Genomic DNA, 20,599 nt, shown 5'->3' with positions numbered 1-20,599 from the left:
ACCCGATAACCGAAGGACAATCAAATCGCCGCCCCGGCCAAGGAGGGCGGTGTTTAAGCCGCCCCAAGTTTGAAGTCAATCACGTTCTTCAGGGTTTCTGCAGCGCGTCGTGACCAGCGTTGTTTTCCGAGGAAATCATCGCCGGCGCCGGACATGAAAAGCGCCTATGAAAAGCCTGAAGGGCGATTGCCCTCCCCTCGTCGCCGGCGCCCCGTTTCCGTGGCCCCCGCTGCGAGGAGGGCGATGTTTATGGCCCGGGCATTTTGAAGTCAATCGAGGAATGCGCGTGTTTGTGCATCCCGGCGCAGTCACCAACCGGAACGGCTTTGCCACAACGGAATATCAACTGTGAAACGCCCCCCTGCGCCGCGATGCTTCGCCGCGACGGGCACCATTGGGCCGCGCCTGCTCGTCCCTGGCGTCGACGGTGTGAGGAATCAGGCTGCCTGGTGTTCCTCCCGCGGCCGGACCTGGGTTCGCTGCATGAGATCGGCAAGCCCGTCGCGATATTTGCGGCCAACCCGGACCTGGGTCCCATTTGTCAGCTGTACCGCATACAGGCCATGGCGATCCCGCAGGGCGGCCGAGATTTCATCGACATTGACGATCGCAGACCGGTGCAGCCGCAGGAACCGGGTCGGGTCAAGCCGTGCCTCAAGCTCTTTCATGGTCGTACGTTCGAGCAGTTTTCGGGTCCGCAGGTGAAAATAGACATAACCCCGCGCCGCCTCCAGCCAGACAATTTCCGACTGGCTGATCCGAACCCGGGCGCCATGCCCCGATATCCAGAAGTCTCGACCGCATCCGGCGGGATCGCCGGCGCCGGATTTCTGGCGCAGGTCACAAAGCGCTTCCTCGAGAAGTTCGGCACGGACCTGGGCCTGACGGTCCTGAACGAGCTGACGCAGGCGATCAATGGTCACCGCGAGTCGGCCCGTCTCGATCGGTCGCAGCAGGAAATCACTCGCGCCGCGGTCGAAAGCGTCGATGGCACGATCCGGATAATCGCTCATCATGACGACCACTGGCGCCCGGCTTCCCAGATCACGCAGCGCCGCCAGCGCGGCGTCGAGCCGCGGGTGATCGGCGTCAAGAAAGAGAACGTCCGCGTCCCGGGAACCGCAAACAGGCGGAAGCGCCTCGACGGAGGCCGTCGCGACAGCAACACGAATGGCGGTATGCCGCTGGACGGCCTGCACAAGATGCGCTCGTGCAAGGGGCCGGCTTTCCAGGACAACGCACCGCATTACATTTTCTCCATCAATAAAATCAACTGCTTACATGATATCCGCGGTCAAGCTGATGGAGGAAGAGGCGGAGCGGCCAAGAATGACAAACCACCCCGGTTTCTGGGGCGAATGACGCAGTTTCGTGTTTATCACAGGCCCCGCCGGGCCGAACCGGGCAGTTTCTGACATGAATGCCGGGGGTCGTTCATCGACAAACACCCGCGATTGGGCCGCAAATCCGCAATTGGTCGCGTTCTGCCGCCGCTCGTTGAATTCCGCTCGCCGCTGCCGCCCGACCGTGGTCACGTTGCGGTGCGTGTCACTCGGTGTCTTGGATCCCGGATACGCTTGGGCAGTCACGAGCCCTTATCCCTCCTTGTTGCGTGCGGCGTTCCGATGTTCGTCGCACGCAACTTTTTCACCCAACGCGCCGCTGCGACATGTCGAGACTGTAACGCGCCGGAAAATCTGACCGCAGTCCGGAGACGGTATCGGTAGTGTCTGTGAGGGACGTATGATCCAATCGTGGTGGCAAGCTTGTGAGGCACTTCCGCTGAAACGGTGGGTGCGAATCCTGTTTGCGACCACCGCCGCCTGGATCGGCCTGCTCGTCGTGTTCACGCTTGCCCAATCGCTCGACATGTCCCGCCTCGGGATTGCGCACACGATCGTGGAAATCGTGCAGGGGCAATCGGTCATCATGATTCCCTGGCTCGGAATCTTCCCGGCGGTCGCCATCACACGGGCGCGCCAAGCCCTGCTCGCGACACCGACCCTGATCGCCTTGAGCGAACTGGTGATGCTCGGTGTCGCCGCGATTTTTCTGGTCTACCTGCACATCGTCTTCGTCTACGCGCCCTTCCTGGATGCGCCGCCGGCGCAAATTCTTGACCAGATCCCCCTGATCAACTGGGTCTGGGACCCGGTCATGATCGCACTGACCGCACTTCTGGGCGATGTTTATGCTGGATCCGTCCGGCGCCAAGCCAGCCAGACCGAGCCGGCAGCCGATCACATCATCCTGCGCAGTGGCAGCCAGGAGGACATTCTTGATATGGCCGACATCATCGCCGTCAGTGCACAAGGCAATTATGTCGCCCTCATTTCGCATGATCGTGAATGGTTGCACCGCGCGACGCTCGCCGAACTCGTCGTGCAACTCACCCGGCTGGGCTTCATCCATATCCACCGGTCTCATCTGGTGCGTAGTAGCGAGATTGCATCCTGTGCCCGAGAGCGCGGCCGCGTCGTCCGCCTCACCCTCCGGTCAGGTCAGGGCTTCCCGGTGAGCGCTCGCGGCGCCGAACTCTTGCAGGCCCATCTGGCAAACACGGCGTCATCGCGACTGGCCCTGCCCTCCCAGGGCTGACAAGCACGCAGTCCGGCCCGGACTTTATCCGATCCGCCAAACCGCTGCCTGTCCGCAATCTGACCTCCCCGACAGATTGGCTGCTCCGCCATCGCCAAGGCCCCACGGGTTCAACCCTGGTCGCGATACAGCCGCCGCCCGTGCACCGGATTCCACTTTTGACCCGATTTTCCCGTCGTTCGTCGACGTCACGCCCGTTTGTTACGCCCTGCCGCGGCTCGCAACATTGGCCTGTCAGTGTGTTCAACCCATTCCGCTCTATCCGTCCCATGCGCCGTCCTGCGGCGTTGCCCGGCCCGCCGGTCCCCGAGGGGGCCTGCCGCCGGGCCAACTCAAATGGCTCGGCCACAGGCCGGGCCGTCACTCCTGAGGGGATAAAATGAGAGACGAAGACTTCAAGTCGCGAATTCTGCGATCGACCGTCCTGGCCGGCTTTGCCGCGGCCGGTTTGATGGTGTCACCTGCCCTTGCGCAGCAACCGGCGAGCGTGTCCTCGCCCGAGCAAGAAGCCGACGAAGATGAGGACCGCATCGTCGTGACCGGTTCGCGCGTTCGCCGCAACAGTTTCACCTCGACCTCGCCGCTGCAGGTGATCGACGAAGACACGATCCAGGAAGCCGGCCTGATCGATGTCGGTGAAATCCTGCGCTCGACCACGGTTGTCCAGGGCGCCCAGCTTGACTTGCAGACCAACGCCCAATTTGTCGGCAATGCCGGCCCGGGCGGGCAGGCCGTTTCCTTGCGCGGCCTTGCCGCCGACCGGACGCTTGTGCTGATCAATGGCCGCCGTTTCGCACCAGCCGGTGTGGAGGGCGCGCCGTCCTTCCCGGACGTCTCGCTGATACCCTCCTCCTTGATCCAGCGCGTCGACATCCTGCTGGACGGAGCTTCGTCGGTGTATGGGTCGGATGCGGTCGCCGGCGTGACCAATATCATTCTGCGCACCGAGTTCGACGGCCTCCAGGTCGAGGCCTTCACAACCATTCCCGAAGACAGCGGTGGCTCACAGTCGAGTGCGAACTTCCTGGTCGGCGGCAGCGAAGGTCGTGCCAATTTCGTATTCGCAGCGGAACTTGTCCGCAGTGAAGAGCTGACTGGCACCCAGCGCGACTGGATGGCTCGCGATGGCGGTCAATACTGTTCGTTTGACATCGTCGATAATGGTGACGGCACAACGACGGAGACCTGCGGCACGGCGCATGCCTTCCAATCCGGTTTGGGCATCCTGCTGCCGAGCTTCACCTTGTTCTACGGCGCCCCCGGCACCTCAGCCACCGATTCCGACCTCGGTGTTGCCGGCTTCGTCGACGGCCGTGGCCCCAATGCTGGCGGCTTCTCGGACCAGGCCCTGAACAATTCGCGCGTGGTCAACGCCTATGAGTCACCGGAGTTCGAGCGTTCGGTCTTTTTCCTGACGGCCACGTATGATCTCGATGACTGGCTGCCGGGCACAAACTTCTTCACCGAAACCTCCTTCTCCAATCGCCAGACCTACTTCAATGGTGGCCCGGCCCAGTTCACGGTCGATTTCAACGCGGACAACCCGTTCAACCCGTTCGGTGCTCCCGGTTCCATCCTGTTGATGGCTCCTTGGGACAACGAAGCGGTTGTCGAGCTTGAGCAATGGCGGACCTATAACGGTCTGCAAGGCGATCTCGGCTTCATGGGCGCACCAGGCTGGGACTATGAAGTCTTCGCCGGTTACACGCGGTCGATGGGCTATTCGTCGCGAACCGTAACGCTTGAGGAAAATCTCAACCTGTCGGCCTCGGCAACGGCGGACCCGACCAGCGGCCTGCCGGTTTGCGGCGTACCGACGCCAGGTGGCTTCTTCCAGTCACGAACACCGGAGACCTGCGTCCCGATCAACTTCTGGTCGGAAAGCCTTTATGGCGCCGATGCCAGCTTTGCCGAAGGCCAGGCCGGGATCGACTGGCTGCGTGGCCAACGCGAAATCACCACCTTTGTCGATGAACGCATTCTCGGTGGCTTCGTCACCGGTCCGGTGTTCGACTTGCTCGATGGCGAAGTCTCGGTGGTGCTTGGATCGGAATGGCGTGAACAATCCCTGGATTCTCGATCCGGTGAAGTTGCCGAACGCGGTCTTGGGTTGAACTTCTTCAAGGACCGTTCTTCGGCAGGCTCTGTTGAGCTGTTTGAGGTGTACGGCGAAGTCGTTGCCCCGATCATCCAGGACCGCCCGTTCGCACGGGAAATCACGTTTGAAGCGGCAGCCCGCTTGGTTGACCACGAGTTCTACGGACAAAACTCCACCTGGAGTGCCCGCGCACGCTGGGTCCCGGTCGACTTCCTCACCCTGCGCGGGACGATGGGCACCTCCTTCCGGGCGCCGAACCTGCGGGAACTCTTCCTGGGCGGGCAGTCGGGCTTCATCGGCTTCGTCAATGACCCTTGCGGCGTTCCGGCAACGGCTGTCGGCACCGATCCGGTCACCGGCAATCCGATCTACGCCCCTGGCGCGGACAGCAATGGCGACGGTATCGGCGATCTCGACGGTCGCGCCCAGATCGTGCTGGACAATTGCGCGGCGGAAGGCGTCGATCCGTTCACACTCGGGGTTACCGGCACATCGGGCTTTGAGGCCTTCCGGTCCGGCAATCCAGGCCTCGACCCTGAAACGTCGGAAGCCATCTCGCTGGGCTTTGTGATCGAGCAGCCGTTCACGGACTTGTTCGATCTGACGCTGGGCGTGAACTACTATGAAATCGAGGTCTCCGACTCGATCCTGGTTCCGACCGCCGGCCAGATCCTGGCCAATTGCTATCGGTCCGCCAACTTCCCGAACGATCCGTTCTGTACCCGCCGCGTGCGTGACCCGAACACGCAATATCTCAACGAGGTGGATACGACGCCGTTCAACGTGTCGTCCAACACATCGGAAGGTCTGGACTATAACCTTCGCTTCAACATGGATTTCGAAGCGATGGGCCGGAACTTCACCTTCACGTCGGACACCGCCCTCACCCAGTCGACAGACATCACCACGACGATCACGCTGGCCGGCGTGACCAATGTCAACGAGGCGCTGAACACGCTGGGCAATCCGGAATGGCGCGGCACCTTCACCAACCGGCTCTTCACGTCGACGGATTGGGGTGACCTCACCTTCTTCCATCGCGCGCGCTGGATCGGAGAAGTGAATGTGACGGAAAACCCGAACTTCATCGGGGCCGGCACACCGGCACAGTTCGATGTTCCGTCGGCGCAATACCATGACATCTCGGTGTCACTGTCCCAGGAGAGCTGGCGCGTGACGATGGGTGTCCAGAACATCGCCAATGAAGACCCGCCCCAGATCGATGAAGACCTCGGTACGATGGGTGTCGGACTGGGCAATCTGACGACGCGCAATGTGCCGTCGGGCGGTGGCTATGACCAGATCGGTCGCCGCTTCTTCATCAACGTGTCGAAGCGCTTCTAGGGCGCACTCGACATGTGAGGGGGACGGCCCGCGTCGGCGACGCGGGCCGTTTTCATGTGCGGTAAGGATCAGCCTGCAGAGCAAACAGGTTCGCATAGGCGCCGCCCTGCCCGATCAATGTTTCATGATCACCGACCTCGGCTACACACCCCTGATCAAGCAGGATGATGAGATCGGCCGTGCGCAGATTGGACAGGCGGTGACTGATCAGGATCAGCGAGCGACCAGGCGCGAGCGGTCGTGCCATGAAAGCCGACTCCGCTTCCGCATCCAGTGCCGCCGTCGGCTCGTCCAGAATGAGAATGTCCGCCGCTTCGTTGGCATGAGCGCGGGCCATGGCAAGGCGCTGCCATTGGCCGCCGGACAGCTCCACGCCCTCGGCAAAGCGCTTCGACAGCCGGGTCTCGACACCATTTTCCAGCTCGTCGACCAGCTCGCGCGCCAGCCCCGCCGCAAGGGCGCGATCCATCGCGTCGGGTGACAATGTCGCCAGGCCGATCCCGGATTCAACATTGTCGCGCACCGATAGCTTGTAGTTCACATGCGGTTGAAACATGACGCCGATCCGGCGCGACAGCGCCGCGGGGTCCCATTCGGCCAGATCAAGACCGTCCAGCAGGACCCGGCCTGTATCAGGGCGATAGAGGCCGGCAGCCAACTTGACCAAAGTCGTCTTGCCTGACCCGTTGACGCCGACAAGGCCGAGCCGGGTCCCTGGTGCGAGCTGAAAGCTCACCCTGTCGAGCGCGCGCGTACTGGCACCCGGATAGGCAAAGCTGACATTCTCGAAACGCAAGCCGTCGCCGGGCGTCGGACCTTCAGTGGCCAGACCGGCCGTGCGGCCCTCGTCCAGATCAAGCAGGGCAAACAGCCGGGTGACATAGAGAAGATCCTCATGACTGCCGGTAAAGGCTGCCAGCAGTGCATTGACCGCGTTCTGGCCCTGTTTGAGCAGGCCGATCAGCATGGTCATGTCGCCAAGGCTGAAGCGACCGGCGATCGTGGCGACCACGATCCACAGCTTGCCACCGAGAAAGATCGCCGACCCGCCAATACCCAGCAGGGATCCGATAACCGCCTGACGCCCCTGAAGGCGCCGGTCGCCATCATGCATGTCATTGAACAGGTCGGAGAAGCGACCGAGCAAAGGGTCGCCGAGCCCGTAATGCAGTCTTTCGCGCGCTGCGGCCTCGTTGGTCACGAGGCTTTCCAGGTAGTTGCGTTCACGCATTTGCGGCGAGCGGGCGGTGTAGAACCGATAGGCATCGCCCGAAAAGCGCAGATTGCCGAGAAACGCCGGCAAGCCTCCGACCAACATCAAAAGGATGAGCCAAGGCGCGCTAGCGGCGAGAAGCGCAATGATCGAGATCAGCGTGACGCCGGCCTGCAGACTGTCAAAACCGCGGACGATCAGCCCGTAAGGCCGCGCCGCCGCAAATTGTTTGGCGTGGATGAGCATTTCCTGGACACGCGGATGCTCGATCTGGGCAAGGGCAAAGCGATTGGCCTTGTCGAGGATGAGGCGCGCCACGGCAAAGCCGAGTTCAGCGTGAAGGCGGGCCTTCTGGAAAACCAGCCCCCGCCGCACCACCAAGAGGACAGCGAGCAGACCGGCCTCGACCACCACCCAGCGAAGCGCTGCATTGCGGTCAGCCTCCAGCCCGGAGCCGATCGCCGCCACCACACCGTCGATCAGCAATTTGGAAACGTAAAGCGCGGCCGGTGGCAGCAAGGCTGCCACGACCGTCAAGACAGAGATGCCCAGTGTCAGGCCAGGGCGCGTCTTGGCGATGATGGCCAAGGTCCGACCGGCGGCCGAAAGCCGGTCCCGCAGGGGCGGGACCGGTTCGCTCACACTGTCCGGGTCAGGGTCGGACATGAAGGATCAGGCGACCCGGGCCTTCTGGGCTTCGGCTTCTTCAGCGATACGACGCGACAACACAGCCCCTTTGTGCGGGAAAGCCTCGGCCGGCACCGGACGGTCAAGGAACGGCGCCAGCTTCTCAAACCCTTCACCGGAACAGATGTCGATGATCAGCAGGTCCTCGGGACGGTCCTTGAAGAAAGCCATCACATCGCGCACATGCTGGTCATAGACCCAGGAGAAACGGTCCGGGCAAAAATTGTAACAACCATAAACCGCTGCGCGCAGGAATTGGCGCATCCGCAGATGCACTTCCTCGTCGGGGTCCTCGACATCCTTGAAGGCCGGGCGATTGTAGTAGTGTCGAGACACCGACCCCAGCCAGCTCTCCTTGTCGCGCACGGTCAACACGAATTTCGAGCCGGGATACTGCTTGTCCAGCTGCTGATAGATCGGAATGGTCGTGATATCGGTCAAACCATCGAAATAGCGCAGCAGGGTCAGGTCGTACTGGGCGTTGGCGATCTCGATATAGGTATCTTCATCGATCGGGTAATGGCTGCAGTCAAAGCCGAGCATCTGCAGGCCGGATGTCAGGCTGCGGGTGCCGGTGCGCGACAGACCAAGGCCGAAGACTTTCGGTTTGTCGGCTTTCTGACCATAGGCGACCCGGTCGGCATTTGCGGTCAGCCAAGCGTCGAGATCGGCACGCGTAAACGGCGTTTCGGCCGTCAGGCCGAGCTTGGCCAACTCGGCCTCGGCATGATCCGGCAGCGCTGCGATAAAGGCGTGAACCTCGTCCGGCGTGGCTGTCGTGGGCACCATGCGACGGGCATAGTCGACCGCGTAGCGCGCCATCGTCAGGTCGCAGAAGTCACCCTCGGTCGTGACCCATTTTTTCATCGACCGTGTCAGTCGTTGCCGCTGCACCTTCACCCGGCTGCGCAGCTCACGCAGCGCGTATTTCATGAAGATGTGGCGGTAGGACTGGAAGTGATCGTGCAGAATGTCGAAATTGCGGAACTGCTTGGCCGAACCCATTGGCTTCATGGCCAGGTTACGCAGGCGTGATTCCGGTCGCAGCACGTATTTGAGGTCATCCTTGGGGATGTCGACAGCAGCCATGGCCCGCACCAGATCGATGCGCGTGATATGGACGCCGCAATGCAGCCGCCCGCGGAACCGATCCGACACATAGGCGTCGACATAGGGCGCGTCGCAGCTGTCGATGAAAGGCCGGATGTTCTCCAGGATCAGACAATCCGCATCGACATAAACGACATAGTCGCAATCATGCTCGATGCGCAGCATTTGCGCGACGCACTCGGTAAAAGGCCGGACATCGTCGATGATGTGGACATTGTCCGGCTGGATGTTCTCGATCGCCAGCTCGAGCGCCACGTCACGCGTGCGCTCGTCAATCTGACGAAAAACCAGATCAACTTTCGCCATTGTCATTCCCCCCACTGGAACGGCGCATTGGCCGTCGCAGCCATCTGCTCGAACAGGGCGAGATGTTCGTGCTTCATTTCTGTCTTCCAGCGCAGATCAAGCTCGATTCCACCGGAATGGTTTTCATAATAGTCGCGGGTCCGTGAACCCAGGCTGACAAAGGCCTCGTCCGGATCGTCAAAACGCGAGCGCGCAGCGATGAACTGGGTTCCACTATTACCGCCTAACACATGATGGTCGACGGCGCTGAAATCCGCCATTGCCGACTGGTAGTCCAGGCCGATCAAGTGACAGAGTGCGTGAATGGTGGCGGCACTGTTGCCCGCCAGATCTTCATAGCGAATGCGCATTTTCGGGCCATCGAACGCTTCGAACAGCGCCTGTGCGGTGGCCATCTTGTCGACCCAGGCCTGAATTTGCTCGCCGGGATCGCGATCAGGGTATTTGCGCAGCCGTGAATTGACCACGGCCCGCCCGTCGCGACTCAACAAAAGCAGGACAGGCCGACCTCCACCGCTGCGAACCTCCGCCGCCCGGTCCTCGATCCAGCCTTCATCCTTGGTCGAATCAATGATGACAGACTTGCCGACATGCGCCGCGACCTGGGCATAAAGCGGCGAGCAACCATCCCATTCAAACCCGGCCCAGACCGGACAGTCCTCACCGCAGATCTTGCAGACGCGCTTGCGCAGCGGCTTCTTCTCGTCGCCGAGATAACGGGCCTTGCCGCCCTCACCCATGTAGAAAGCATCGGTATGACTGCCGAGGATCATGCCCAGCAGTGTCGAACCGGAATGACCGGCTCCACATATCATGACGGCCGACAGCCGTGATCGGTCTTGCATCCGCTCGCGATGCCTCTAATGGTCCCCACAATACTTCTTCGTGATTGTGTTGCGAGAGACAAGCGAAAAAACGATGACGGCCTGCGCAAGCTGGAGACCTGCGATCCGGCTTGGCAACCTGGTGTCATCGTGCCGCATGTTGGTGCAGTCTTGCTGCGCTATAACCGGGTTTCGAACCGCAAATGGGGAATTGAACATGACACGCGCCCTTCTTTCGCTCCTGCCTGTTATCGCCCTTGCGGCCTGCGACGGCGGCAGCGACACGCGGTCGGCCGCTGGCGATGCATCGTCACCTGCCACCAGCAGCACGGCTGATGGCACTTCGCCTACAGCGAGCCGCGACACCGCCGCCATTCTCGCCGAGTTGGGCGGCGACTATGTCAATGCAGACCTGACCAATGGCGCGCGCCAGTTCCGCCGTTGCCAGTCTTGCCACACGCTCAGCGATGGTGGGCGCCACACGGTCGGCCCCAATCTGCACGGGATTATCGGAGCCCCTGCCGCAGGCGCGGACCGCTTCAGCTATTCGAGCCAGCTCGCCGAAGCCGGTCTGGTCTGGGACCTCGACACACTCGATGCCTGGATCGCCAACCCCCGCGCGCTCGTTCCGGGTAACCGGATGAGCTTTGTCGGCCTGCGTGACGCCGATGATCGCCGGGATGTCATTGCCCATATCGCCGTCGAAACCGCAGGCGACTAGGATCAAAACCTCCGCCACACCGACAGAAACAAGGCCTGCTGGTTGATTGCATTGCGGCCGGTGGGCGTGAACGATGCACCGATCTGGATCGTCTGCGCGCCGAGCTCGCGACTGACAGACAGCTGCAGCTTGTGCTGATCAAAGGCGCGCGTGCCGGGCCGATCCGTTTCAACACTCCAGACCGAGAAGCTCTGGGCCAGCACCTGCCAACGATCAGTCACACGCCAGCCGGCGGTCAGATCGAGCCGTGCTTCGTCCAGATATTCCCCGTCACGCCATCGCCAGGCGGTCTGGGCCTCGACAAAGCCGTGACGCCCCAGGCCTTGTCCGAGGAGCGCACGCAGTTCCGCAGCCATTTCGCCGGATCCAAAAGCCTGATTGGCGACATTCTCGCCCTGGCCGGGGATCAGGGCCGTCGCTTGCAACGACGCAACAGTCGCATCGCGACGCCAGACCTGGCGCCGCCAACCGATTTCACTGGCTGCCAGGCCCCGCGCCTCGTCATAGGATTGCCCACGCGAGCGCCGCACATCCTGCCAGGCGATCCGGACAACCATCGTATCACGTCCGCTAAGCCCGTATTCGAGATAAGTGGCCGTCTCGTCCTTGTGAAAATAGCCGTCATCCGAGCGTCGACGATCACCGTCGAACCTCGTGTCGGCGCGATCCACCAGAGTAGTCATGATGATAACGCCCTCGCCCTGCGGCTGGGGCCAGGCACCCGCGTCGGCCGGCGCATCCAGGGCGAGCCCTGATGCACCGGCCAAACAGGCGATTGCGGTCAGACTTCGAAGCCGGGGCTTTCGCGGCGAACGCGATCCATGATCGCGGCCCAGGCTATCTCCTTGAAGAAGTCGTTGGACGCGATCTCCGAAGATTGCCCGAAGACGCGGTCCTGCATCTTCTCGTCCCATTCAATCAGCTCTCCACCCGCCTGGGCCATGACCTGGATCTTGCAGGCACGCTCCAGTAGATAGATGCGAATATACGCGCTAAACGGGTGATCGCCAACCGACAGCGTCCCATGGTTGCGCAAAATCATTAGGTTCTTCTCGCCGAGATCCGCCACAAGCCGCTCTTTTTCCTCGGACTCCAGGGCGATACCTTCATAGTCGTGATAGCTCACATCATTGAAGACATTCATCGCCAGCTGGGAAATCGGGCGAAGCCCGCCCTTCTGGGCCGCGACCGCAACGCCGGCATCGGAATGCAGATGCAGGGCCACGGCAACGTCATGCCGGGCCGCGTGGATCGCCGAATGAATGGTGAAACCGGCCGGATTGATTCCGTATCGCGATGGCGGCAAGACATTACCGTCGAGATCGATCTTCACAAGGTTCGACGCAGTCACATCCTCATAAAGCAGGCCGAACGGGTTGAGCAGAAAATGCTCATCCGGTCCGGGTATCCGCATCGAGATATGGGTGAAAAAGAGGTCATCCCACCCGTGCATCCGCACAAGGCGGTAAAGGGCGGCAAGGTCACAGCGCGCCTTCCACTCCTCGGCCGAAACCTGGTCCTTGACCGACATGCTTGTTTGATCGTCCATGATGTTCTCCCCATGGCTTGTATCGTTATCGCCAACAATGCGCAGGATCGGGCCTGCCGGCCCGCCCGTCAAATATCCCGCGCCAGTCTCACACCGGAAAACTGCCAGCGCGCCGCCGGCGGGAAGAAATTGCGGTAAGTCGCGCGCACATGCCAAGGCGCCGTCGCGCAGGATCCGCCGCGCAAGACATACTGCCCGCTCATGAATTTGCCATTGTATTCGCCAACCGCGCCGGCCGCCGGACGAAAGCGCGGATAGGCCGAGTAGGAAGACCGCGTCCACTCCCAAGCGTCACCGAACATCTGGCGCAGCCCGGTCACGCCGGACGGGTTGGACGGCGTGATGCCGGGATGGGCGGAAACACCAGGCTGCGCATATCGGCCATCCGGTCCCCGTGCCCGCTGCGCAGCGTGTTCCCACTCGGCTTCGGTCGGCAAGCGCGCACCGCTCCACTCGGCGAAGGCGCTGGCTTCGTAATAGCTGAGATGGATCACCGGCGCGTCCAGGTCGAGCGGGTGCAGCCCGTGCAGCGTGAATTCCTGCCAGCCGGCATCGCCCTGCCGCCAATACAAGGGCGCTGACCACGCCTCATCCTGCAAACGCGCCCAACCATCCGACAACCATAGCGACGGGGTCGCGTAGCCGCCATCGGCGATGAAGTCTGCATAGTCCCGATTGGTCGCCAGACGGTCGGCCAAGGCGAAGGGGACAAGGATCACCTGATGCCGAGGCCCCTCATTGTCGAAATGAAAGCCGACGCCATCGACGCCGATATCAACCGTGCCGCCAGCAAATTCGACCCAACCCGGCTCGGCAATCGGCGCGGGCTCGGTGCGGCGCGCCGGCGGAAAGGCCACGGGGGAAAACGGATGGCGTGACAGCACATGCTTGATATCAGTGAGGATGAGCTCCTGATGCTGCTCCTCATGCGCGACCCCGAGTTCAATCAGCGGCGCAAGTCGTGCATTTTTATCGCCGTGGTCAACGGTCAGTAAACGCGCCATCGCGTCATCGACATGATCACGATAGGCCATCACGTCGGCCAAGCGCGGGCGACTGAGAAAGCCACGTTCGGCCCGGGCGTGGCGATCACCAATCCCGTCATAGTAGGAATTGAACAGGTAGTTGAATTCAGGGGAAAATTCCTGATATCTGGCGAGATACTGCCGAAGCACGAACGTCTCCCAGAACCAGGTGGTGTGGGCCAGGTGCCATTTGGTCGGACTGACATCCGCCATGGTCTGGACCAGCATGTCCTCCTCGCTCAAGCCGACGACCAGGGATTGCGTCTGCTGCCGCACGTTCGAATAGCGTGTGAGCAATGACGCCGGCCGGATGTCATCCATGGCTGAAACCCCTCTCGTCACCGCCCGAATTAAGAAGTTTTCAAGGCGTTCCTGTCATCGATAACCGTCAATGTAACGGTTCGCAAATCAAGACCCATGGCCGCAAAACCAGCCGACGCGCTCCATCTTCTCGCGACTGTACGCGACCCCGACAAACGCCAGCAGCTTGCGCTGAGCGTAACGGAGATGTGTGTCGCGCAGCCCTTGTCGGCATCGGCCGAACCAGTCGCCGGCGACCTGCTCATTACACTGTCGACCAAGTCGGACCTCGACACCAAGATGGCAATGGCCAAAAAGCTGGCCGGTTGCGATTGGGCACCGCATTCAGCGATCCGGCACTTCGCCTTCGACCAGATCGAAATTTCCGCGATCATCATCGAAAAGAGCGATCAGTTGACGCAGAAAGACATGATCGAACTCGCGGAAACCGGCTCGATCGATCACCGGCGCCACCTCGCCATGCGTGCCAATCTCTGCCTGCCCGTGACCGATCGCCTTGCCAAGCCGGGCGAACCGATTGTGTTGCGCGCGCTGGCCAATAACGACACCGCGGAAATCTCCGAGAACACGCTGGAGGTCTGCCTCCACGTGGCGCGCGAGCATCCCAAGCTGCGTGAGGCGCTGGCCCGCCGCCACGACCTGTCGACTGACTACGCCACCCAACTCTGCATCATGTTGCCGGAAAACTGGCGCGAGGAACTCTACCGCCGGTTTGGCCTCGACAAGGCAAAAGTCGAGAGCCTTGCTGTTGACGCTGCACTCGGCGCGACACCGGAAGATGTCGACAAGGAGGCCGCCCGCGAAGTCCAGGATGCAAAATCCGCCGGCAAGCTGAGCGGCCGTTTCGCGATGGACGCGCTCAAGGCCGGCAAGGAAGCAGTGTTTGATCACGCGATCGCCGCCCTGTGCGACATCAAGGCGTCGCAATGGCGCATCGCATTGGCGATGAGCGGTGTCCGCGCCGCCGCCATGGCTTGCCAGGCGGCCCAGCTGGACCGCACCGCCTATCCGATCATCCACAAGACGTTGCAGCGTTCTGGCCGCATCCACCAGGCGTTGGAAGGCGATGCCATGGCGGCAGCGGCGAATGTCTTCCGCATGTACGGTCCGGAAAAAGCGGCGAAGGTCTTGCGCCAAATGGGCACGAGGGCTTGAATAAGAACCTGTTTCATCAGGTTTTCCTTCGAGCACGCCCATCACCGCTTCTCTCGCCTTCCTCGCCAGCCCCCGACCTGAGGCCAAGGCCGCCAAGTCGCGCCTTGAAAACCTCTATGGCCATGTGCCCATCGAAGAGGCGGATGTCATCGTCGCCCTGGGTGGCGACGGGTTGATGCTTGACGCTCTGCACATGTCGATTCGCACCGGCGCGCGGGTTTATGGCATGAATTTCGGATCGGTCGGCTTCCTGATGAACGAGTTTCGCGAGGACGGGCTGCCGCAACGGATTGCCGAAGCCGAGCGCGCGCGTATCCATCCGCTGCGTGCCTTCGGGGAAGACATCCACTGCAAACCCTTCGAGGCCCTCGCTATCAACGAGGTCTCGCTGCTGCGCGAAACCCGGCAAACGGCCAAGATCAAGATCACAATCGACGGCAAGAGCCGGATGTCCGAGTTGCAGGCCGACGGCATCCTGGTCGCGACGCCGGCCGGGTCGACGGCGTATAACCTCTCTGCCCACGGGCCGATCCTGCCATTGACCTCAACCGTGCTGGCCCTGACCCCGATCAGCGCCTTCCGGCCACGGCGATGGCGCGGGGCGCTCCTGCCGCGCAATGTCCGGGTTGGCTTCGAGATCGTCGAACCATCCCTGCGGCCGGTATCTGCGGTGGCCGACAATCAGGAATTCCGTGAAGTGGCCCGCGTTGATGTGGTAGAAGCCCATGATGTGACGCTGACCATGCTGTTTGATCCCGGCCGTGATCTCGCCGAACGCATCCTGGTCGAGCAGTTCGAAAACTGAACGGATTTAGGCTGGCGTTAAGCAAGCCGCGCTAGTCTGACCGTACGATTTGATCGAGCGGACCCGGGCCCACGATGACAGACTTCGCGCTGGACACGACCTTATCCCGTCTCACCATCCTTCTGGTGGACGACAGCGCCGCGCTGCGCGGGGCACTGCGGGTTTCGTTGCAGGCCTTCGGTTGCAACCGGGTGATCGAGGCCGACACGGTCGAGCGGGCCCTTGATGTCCTGCGGGCCAAGCCGGTCGACCTTCTGATCACCGACTGGAAGATGAAGCCACGCGACGGACTCGATCTCGTACGGACGCTACGCGACCGGCGCCACAGCCCGGCCCCGCACCTGCCGGTGATCATGTTGTCGGCCTACAGCGCCGAGGAACGCATCCGTCAGGCCCGCCAGACCGGCGTCGATGCCTTCCTGACCAAACCCTTTACCGCGGCCAACCTCGCCCAGACCCTGCGCGAGACCCTCGGGTCAACATCACAACACCGGGCCGGCGCTCCTGACGCTTCGCTCGCGACTGCCAGCTAAGAGGACGTCTCATGGCCAATAACAAGGATGTGGAGGTCATCTCCGCCCCGAACATGTTGCAGATCAAAGTTGGTGGGCCCATCAGCCAGGGCGATCTGCACATGATCCAGAAGGCCGAGGAAGCGCTCAAGGATTTGCGCACTGATTTCGGCCAATGGCTGGAAGAAGAAGTCGTGAAACTCGAAGCGGCAGCCAAGATCGTTCGCGAGAAAGGCCTCGAGGGCAGCGAGGGCGAAGACCTCTTCGTGCGCGCCCACGACCTGCGCGGCCTTGGCGCGACCTATGAATTCCCGATCATCACCCGCTTGGCCAAATCGCTGACCAAGATGATCGACATGCCGGAGAAGCGCGCCAAGGCACCGACCGCCCTCGCCCTGGCACATGTCGGTGCGATCCGCGCGGCCCTGTCGCAGAATATCCGCGACGACAATGATCCGGTCGCGGCGGCCCTCGCCGGCGAACTGGAGGCTCAAACAACGGCCTTCGCGGAGCCATGGAAGGACGACTGATTCCTAGCCATCCATACTCGCAAGAACAAAAAAAGCCGGCGTCAAACGCCGGCTTTTTTTTCTATCCCGATGACGGCGGGTTTGCCTAGCCGGCAAGCTTGATGCTTTCCGCGTCCTCGTCGAATCGGCTGAGAACATAGTCCAGATCCTCTTCCGGAATGCCCTGAAACCGGGTGATGGCGCGTTCCGCCAGCACGCGCCGGAACTGGGCGCGACCGATCTCGTCCTGCGGGACTTCCATGCCGTGATAGACGTCCAATGCCGCGCGTACGGCCGGATAAAGCCGCGACGGCATGCCGGTGCGGTCATACACGGCGCGCAAGCCCAGCGGCCCGGCATCATGCACCAGCAACCAGGCCCGCGAATGGGTAACCCCGGCCAATTCAGCGAACGCGTGCTCGACAAAGGCGATATGGCCGCGCAACAGGGCGCGCAGGATGAGCGATGGCGTCAGCCGGCTGTTCAACCGCAATTGCTGGACGAAATGCTTGGGGTCGTGCGCCAGTCCGGCCTGGTCAACAAGATCCAGCGTGGCCCGCTCGCGGGCGCCTTCAGACAGCTCCACAGCGAGTTGCGGCGGCAGGGCATGCGCTTTCACGAGCCTGTTGAGAGCGACATCGCTGACATGGGCGATCAGGCGTTCGGTGACGCTGAGCGGCAATTGCGAGCGCGCCACAAATGCGTCCATCACGCCGCTGCTCTCGCAGAACTCGGCAAAGGCACGCTGATAGGCCGCGTCATCAAACTCGGCTCCATCATTGGCGGCCGCAATTGACACCGCGTCCTCGTCCCGGCTGTCGAGAATTTCGTGAACAACGATCGGCGCGACCCGCTCACGTTGCGCAATCGCACAGCGCTTGGCCGTGTCAGCGGTTTCAAGCACCGACAACAGGTCGTCATCCGTCAGGACCGGCGAGGATTGCAGAACCGGTGTCGCGACACTGTCGACATCCGCAGCCAGCTTGCGGGCAATCTCGCGCGGCAGGTTGGGCGATTGACGCAGGGTTATCGCAAGCGCCCGTCGCACAAGCTCGGTCGCGTCACGCGCGATCATGTCGAGAATGTCACGGGCGGCGGTGCGTTCCGCTTCGGTCAGGGAGGCGGCGTCCATGCGGCGACAGATCTTGCGGGCCGCCATCGCCCGGCTCTCATCCGACTCACCCTTCACCAGGCGGCGAATATCGTCATTTGTCAGACGGTTACGAAGGGCAACGACACTCATCGGGCTTCCGTTTCAAGACAGGCGGATCAAAAGGGAAACTAGCCGCGACATGCTTAACGAAAGCTTGCCGATGCCGCTTCCCGGTTTACGAATTGCGCGTCCGGCCGCTGCGCGGCGCGTCAAGCGAGGCGAGAATTTCCACCAGCGCCGGCGACAACTCACCATTACCGACCTGGAGATTGCTCCGCATCGAGGCCACCGACTGGACCACTGGCGATGGCGCCACCATGCCGTCATTGATCGGCGTGGCCAGCATATTGCCAACTTCCTGGACGGCCGCAGCGGTCGCGACGCGTCGGGTATCCACGCGACCATGGCCACCGCCCTCATGGGTCAGCACGGCAAGCACTTCAGAGGTTGAGCGCGGACGACCGCCTTCGAAGAAGATCGGGCGATTGGCGCGAGCCGCTGCCGGGAACAGCGTATCGGCGCGCTGCTCGGGATCGGCGGCGGCTGCATTGATCAACTCGGCGGCACCGCCGGCACCAAGGAAGTGCGCGGCATAAAGCTCACCGCCCGAAGCGGGGCGACCGATGCGCGCCTCGATCACGGAGTTGTTCTCGGCCGCGAGCTCACCGGCCATGCGGGCCGACGCCACGGCATCAAAGCGCAGGTCAAGGATTTGCTGGCGTTGCGTCGGATCACTGACCGTGAACCGGCCATTGGCGTCCTGGCTGATGGCTTGGGCGGCCTCTTCATAGCCATGGTCGGCGCCGCGCCGCGCGAGCACGCCCAGCCACGTCTGCTCGATGAATTGGAACATGCCGGCGGCGCTGGAGGTGCGCGCCTGCGCCCGGACATCGAAATTGCTTTCACGGGCGGCTGTGTCGACCAGGAAATTGAAATCCGTGCCCGTCTCCTGCGCGGCCTGGCGAATGGCGCGCATGGTAAAGTCCTGGCTGTGGGTGTCGACGGGGCTGACCAATTTTCGTCTCCGCGGGCGTTGCTGCCGGATCGTGGCGACTCGCAAAGATCGAATCGCCCATGCAGACTCACGCAAACGTGGCTAACCCGGCGTTAACGACACCCGCCGACACGCTTGCAACAAACCCCGTACGCGCCAATAATATATGAGAGGGACGTCCGACCTGACACGAGGCCCGCAAACGGGTCTCCGACCCTGAAGGAGACGACGCATGACACGCCTGAACCCCGTTATCGCTGGCCTGACAGCATTGTCATGCCTGGCTATCACCAGCGCACCCGCATCTGCCGACCCGCCGCCAAGCGCTGTCGCCGGCGAAGCGGCACCGGCAGCCAGCGACGGCCCGATCCGGATCCGCAATGTGAACGGCTATGCCGTGCTCGACCGTCAGCACCTGGTGCTGCGCGCCGGTGCCAGCCGCCGCTACCTGGTCACGCTACAGCGTCGCTGCAGCGGGCTGAGGTCCGGCATGCATCTCGGTTTGAGCCTTGGTCGCTTCAGCACCATTCACAACCCCCGTTTCGAATACGTCGAAACCCGCGACGACCGCTGCTATTTCGACACGATCGAACAGGTCGAGAGCAATGACGAGGCCCGCACGCTGATCGCCGCCAGGGCGGACGCAGCGGCTGCGGCTGAGACAGCGGGATCGGGGACACGCTGACCTCTACCGGATCGTCGCCCCCGCGAATACCTTCCTCGCGGGGGCCGACGGTTCAGCCGGTCGAAGCAATTGAGTGGCCCGCGTCGCCGGCGCCGGTCTCGAGACGCGCCAGAATTGCATCGAGCACCTCCACCAATCGCGCGCACTTTTCAAGGTTCAGCGCGTCGAGATGCGGAGCGGCAAACCCGCCCTTGTCATTGTCGAGATACTGGCCCGTCGCCTGTCTGAACGTATCGTCCAGCGCCGCGCGTATCAGCGCGTCGACGCCGGTTTCGATATCATGGCCAGCGACGCCATAGGCCTCGCTCACCATTTTGGTTTTCAGGAAGGAACCGGGATTGACGGCGAGAATGCCCGGCCCACCCGGCCCGACGCGTCCGGCCAGCCAGCCGGACCACATGGTCAGGCCCAGCTTGCTCTGGGCATAGGCCTGTCCGTCGTCCAGATCGACTTGTCCGCTCACCGCCTTGAGATCGACCGGGGCCTGGGCGGCCGAACTGAGATTGATCACCCGCCCCTCGGCCGGCAACAGCGGCAGCAATGACAGCGTCAGCCGATAGGGTGCGATCATGTTGACGAAGAAGCGCAGATCGAGGCCGGCCCGGTTGCGCGTCTCGCCCGGCAGGCGGAAGACGCCGGCATTGTTGATGACGACATCCAGATCGCCGCCCCGTTCCGCCAGCACGGCCGCCAGGGCATCAACACCCTCGAGCTCGGCGAAGTCGGCCTGGAAGGTCTCAACCGCGCCGTCGCTGTTGACCTCCAGCAGTGCCTGTCGGGCGGCGTCCAGCTTGGCCCGACTTCGCCCATGGACAAGCACACGATGACCCTGGCCGACAAGGGCGCGGGCGGTTGCCAGGCCGAGGCCATCGGTCGCGCCGGTGATCAGTATGGTCTTCGACATGCCAGTCTCCAGCGCCGTGAATGCAGAGACGACAAATTACGGCTGTCAAATTCAGGGTAAATGCGTCATTTCTGGTTTCAGTTTTC

18 protein-coding genes are annotated in these 20,599 nt (G+C 62.3%); 8 read left to right on the top strand and 10 right to left on the bottom strand.

Going from position 1 to position 20,599, the window contains the following annotated elements; translation table 11 throughout:
- Positions 1–437: 437 nt before the first annotated feature.
- Positions 438–1,247, bottom strand: a complete 810-nt coding sequence (locus tag C7435_RS15280) for a LytR/AlgR family response regulator transcription factor (RefSeq protein ID WP_121212346.1) — start codon at positions 1,245–1,247, stop codon at positions 438–440.
- 547 nt (positions 1,248–1,794) lie between these two features.
- Between C7435_RS15280 and C7435_RS15275 the strand changes: the two genes are divergently transcribed.
- Complete coding sequence (locus C7435_RS15275) at positions 1,795–2,598, top strand: LytTR family DNA-binding domain-containing protein (RefSeq protein ID WP_170150500.1); 804 nt, start codon at positions 1,795–1,797, stop codon at positions 2,596–2,598.
- 379 nt (positions 2,599–2,977) lie between these two features.
- Complete coding sequence (locus C7435_RS15270) at positions 2,978–6,040, top strand: TonB-dependent receptor domain-containing protein (protein ID WP_075190904.1); 3,063 nt, start codon at positions 2,978–2,980, stop codon at positions 6,038–6,040.
- Positions 6,041–6,092: 52 nt separating this feature from the next.
- Here C7435_RS15270 and C7435_RS15265 read toward each other — a convergent pair whose 3' ends face one another.
- Genes C7435_RS15265 through C7435_RS15255 form a run of 3 tightly spaced genes read right to left on the bottom strand, consistent with a single transcriptional unit; the run spans position 6,093 to position 10,171 of the window.
- The gene (locus C7435_RS15265; protein ID WP_121212344.1) at positions 6,093–7,919 is read right to left on the bottom strand and encodes an ABC transporter ATP-binding protein; all 1,827 of its coding nucleotides are present in this window, start codon (positions 7,917–7,919) and stop codon (positions 6,093–6,095) included.
- Between the two features lie 6 nt (positions 7,920–7,925).
- Positions 7,926–9,356 carry a sulfotransferase family protein gene (locus tag C7435_RS15260; protein ID WP_075190905.1) on the bottom strand — a complete coding sequence of 477 codons (1,431 nt, stop codon included), beginning with the start codon at positions 9,354–9,356 and terminating at the stop codon, positions 7,926–7,928.
- Positions 9,357–9,358: 2 nt separating this feature from the next.
- Complete coding sequence (locus C7435_RS15255; RefSeq protein WP_233350802.1) at positions 9,359–10,171, bottom strand: sulfotransferase family protein; 813 nt, start codon at positions 10,169–10,171, stop codon at positions 9,359–9,361.
- A 226-nt stretch (positions 10,172–10,397) separates the two neighbouring features.
- On the opposite strand from C7435_RS15255, the gene C7435_RS15250 reads away from it, so the two are divergent.
- A complete protein-coding gene (locus tag C7435_RS15250) occupies positions 10,398–10,901 on the top strand; it encodes a c-type cytochrome (RefSeq protein ID WP_121212342.1) in 504 nt (167 codons plus the stop codon).
- 2 nt (positions 10,902–10,903) lie between these two features.
- Here the strand turns inward: C7435_RS15250 and C7435_RS15245 are convergent, their stop codons facing one another.
- The 3 genes from C7435_RS15245 to egtB form a co-directional block, all read right to left on the bottom strand.
- Positions 10,904–11,584 (bottom strand): hypothetical protein, encoded by a 681-nt coding sequence (locus tag C7435_RS15245; protein WP_147422725.1) that lies wholly within the window; start codon positions 11,582–11,584, stop codon positions 10,904–10,906.
- Positions 11,585–11,682: 98 nt separating this feature from the next.
- Complete coding sequence (locus C7435_RS15240) at positions 11,683–12,450, bottom strand: class II aldolase/adducin family protein (protein ID WP_075191141.1); 768 nt, start codon at positions 12,448–12,450, stop codon at positions 11,683–11,685.
- Between the two features lie 68 nt (positions 12,451–12,518).
- On the bottom strand, positions 12,519–13,796 hold the full coding sequence (egtB, locus tag C7435_RS15235) for an ergothioneine biosynthesis protein EgtB (protein ID WP_121212340.1): 1,278 nt from the start codon (positions 13,794–13,796) through the stop codon (positions 12,519–12,521).
- A gap of 96 nt (positions 13,797–13,892) precedes the next feature.
- Between egtB and C7435_RS15230 the strand changes: the two genes are divergently transcribed.
- The 4 genes from C7435_RS15230 to C7435_RS15215 all read left to right on the top strand — a co-directional run bounded on the left by C7435_RS15230 (position 13,893) and on the right by C7435_RS15215 (position 16,798).
- Complete coding sequence (locus C7435_RS15230) at positions 13,893–14,951, top strand: DUF2336 domain-containing protein (RefSeq protein ID WP_075190910.1); 1,059 nt, start codon at positions 13,893–13,895, stop codon at positions 14,949–14,951.
- 40 nt (positions 14,952–14,991) lie between these two features.
- Positions 14,992–15,756 carry an NAD kinase gene (locus C7435_RS15225; RefSeq protein WP_121212339.1) on the top strand — a complete coding sequence of 255 codons (765 nt, stop codon included), beginning with the start codon at positions 14,992–14,994 and terminating at the stop codon, positions 15,754–15,756.
- Positions 15,757–15,830: 74 nt separating this feature from the next.
- A complete protein-coding gene (locus tag C7435_RS15220) occupies positions 15,831–16,289 on the top strand; it encodes a response regulator (RefSeq protein WP_075190912.1) in 459 nt (152 codons plus the stop codon).
- An 11-nt stretch (positions 16,290–16,300) separates the two neighbouring features.
- Positions 16,301–16,798 (top strand): Hpt domain-containing protein, encoded by a 498-nt coding sequence (locus C7435_RS15215; RefSeq protein ID WP_075190913.1) that lies wholly within the window; start codon positions 16,301–16,303, stop codon positions 16,796–16,798.
- Between the two features lie 85 nt (positions 16,799–16,883).
- Here C7435_RS15215 and C7435_RS15210 read toward each other — a convergent pair whose 3' ends face one another.
- On the bottom strand, positions 16,884–18,020 hold the full coding sequence (locus tag C7435_RS15210; RefSeq protein ID WP_121212338.1) for a SpbR family protein: 1,137 nt from the start codon (positions 18,018–18,020) through the stop codon (positions 16,884–16,886).
- A gap of 85 nt (positions 18,021–18,105) precedes the next feature.
- The gene (locus C7435_RS15205; RefSeq protein WP_233128324.1) at positions 18,106–18,906 is read right to left on the bottom strand and encodes a hypothetical protein; all 801 of its coding nucleotides are present in this window, start codon (positions 18,904–18,906) and stop codon (positions 18,106–18,108) included.
- Positions 18,907–19,156: 250 nt separating this feature from the next.
- Between C7435_RS15205 and C7435_RS15200 the strand changes: the two genes are divergently transcribed.
- Complete coding sequence (locus tag C7435_RS15200) at positions 19,157–19,609, top strand: DUF6491 family protein (protein ID WP_143743053.1); 453 nt, start codon at positions 19,157–19,159, stop codon at positions 19,607–19,609.
- A 52-nt stretch (positions 19,610–19,661) separates the two neighbouring features.
- Here C7435_RS15200 and C7435_RS15195 read toward each other — a convergent pair whose 3' ends face one another.
- The gene (locus tag C7435_RS15195; RefSeq protein WP_121212337.1) at positions 19,662–20,513 is read right to left on the bottom strand and encodes an SDR family NAD(P)-dependent oxidoreductase; all 852 of its coding nucleotides are present in this window, start codon (positions 20,511–20,513) and stop codon (positions 19,662–19,664) included.
- Positions 20,514–20,599: the final 86 nt, after the last annotated feature.

The sequence above is a fragment of the Maricaulis maris genome, from assembly GCF_003634045.1.
GTDB classification, from domain to species: Bacteria; Pseudomonadota; Alphaproteobacteria; order Caulobacterales; family Maricaulaceae; genus Maricaulis; species Maricaulis maris.
Note: the sequence above shows the minus strand (reverse complement) of the source record. Positions and strands in the feature narration are given on the sequence as shown.

What these genes read in the sequence shown, in the direction of transcription:
- C7435_RS15260 (WP_075190905.1), bottom strand. Translation starts at nt 9,356, where the DNA reads ATGGCGAAAGTTGATCTGGTTTTTCGTCAGATTGACGAGCGCACGCGT.
- C7435_RS15205 (WP_233128324.1), bottom strand. Translation starts at nt 18,906, where the DNA reads ATGCGCGCCATTCGCCAGGCCGCGCAGGAGACGGGCACGGATTTCAAT.
- C7435_RS15265 (WP_121212344.1), bottom strand. Translation starts at nt 7,919, where the DNA reads ATGTCCGACCCTGACCCGGACAGTGTGAGCGAACCGGTCCCGCCCCTG.
- C7435_RS15195 (WP_121212337.1), bottom strand. Translation starts at nt 20,513, where the DNA reads ATGTCGAAGACCATACTGATCACCGGCGCGACCGATGGCCTCGGCCTG.
- C7435_RS15220 (WP_075190912.1), top strand. Translation starts at nt 15,831, where the DNA reads ATGACAGACTTCGCGCTGGACACGACCTTATCCCGTCTCACCATCCTT.
- C7435_RS15270 (WP_075190904.1), top strand. Translation starts at nt 2,978, where the DNA reads ATGAGAGACGAAGACTTCAAGTCGCGAATTCTGCGATCGACCGTCCTG.
- egtB (WP_121212340.1), bottom strand. Translation starts at nt 13,796, where the DNA reads ATGGATGACATCCGGCCGGCGTCATTGCTCACACGCTATTCGAACGTG.
- C7435_RS15215 (WP_075190913.1), top strand. Translation starts at nt 16,301, where the DNA reads ATGGCCAATAACAAGGATGTGGAGGTCATCTCCGCCCCGAACATGTTG.
- C7435_RS15210 (WP_121212338.1), bottom strand. Translation starts at nt 18,020, where the DNA reads ATGAGTGTCGTTGCCCTTCGTAACCGTCTGACAAATGACGATATTCGC.
- C7435_RS15250 (WP_121212342.1), top strand. Translation starts at nt 10,398, where the DNA reads ATGACACGCGCCCTTCTTTCGCTCCTGCCTGTTATCGCCCTTGCGGCC.
- C7435_RS15280 (WP_121212346.1), bottom strand. Translation starts at nt 1,247, where the DNA reads ATGCGGTGCGTTGTCCTGGAAAGCCGGCCCCTTGCACGAGCGCATCTT.
- C7435_RS15230 (WP_075190910.1), top strand. Translation starts at nt 13,893, where the DNA reads ATGGCCGCAAAACCAGCCGACGCGCTCCATCTTCTCGCGACTGTACGC.
- C7435_RS15240 (WP_075191141.1), bottom strand. Translation starts at nt 12,450, where the DNA reads ATGGACGATCAAACAAGCATGTCGGTCAAGGACCAGGTTTCGGCCGAG.
- C7435_RS15255 (WP_233350802.1), bottom strand. Translation starts at nt 10,171, where the DNA reads ATGATATGTGGAGCCGGTCATTCCGGTTCGACACTGCTGGGCATGATC.
- C7435_RS15245 (WP_147422725.1), bottom strand. Translation starts at nt 11,584, where the DNA reads ATGACTACTCTGGTGGATCGCGCCGACACGAGGTTCGACGGTGATCGT.
- C7435_RS15200 (WP_143743053.1), top strand. Translation starts at nt 19,157, where the DNA reads ATGACACGCCTGAACCCCGTTATCGCTGGCCTGACAGCATTGTCATGC.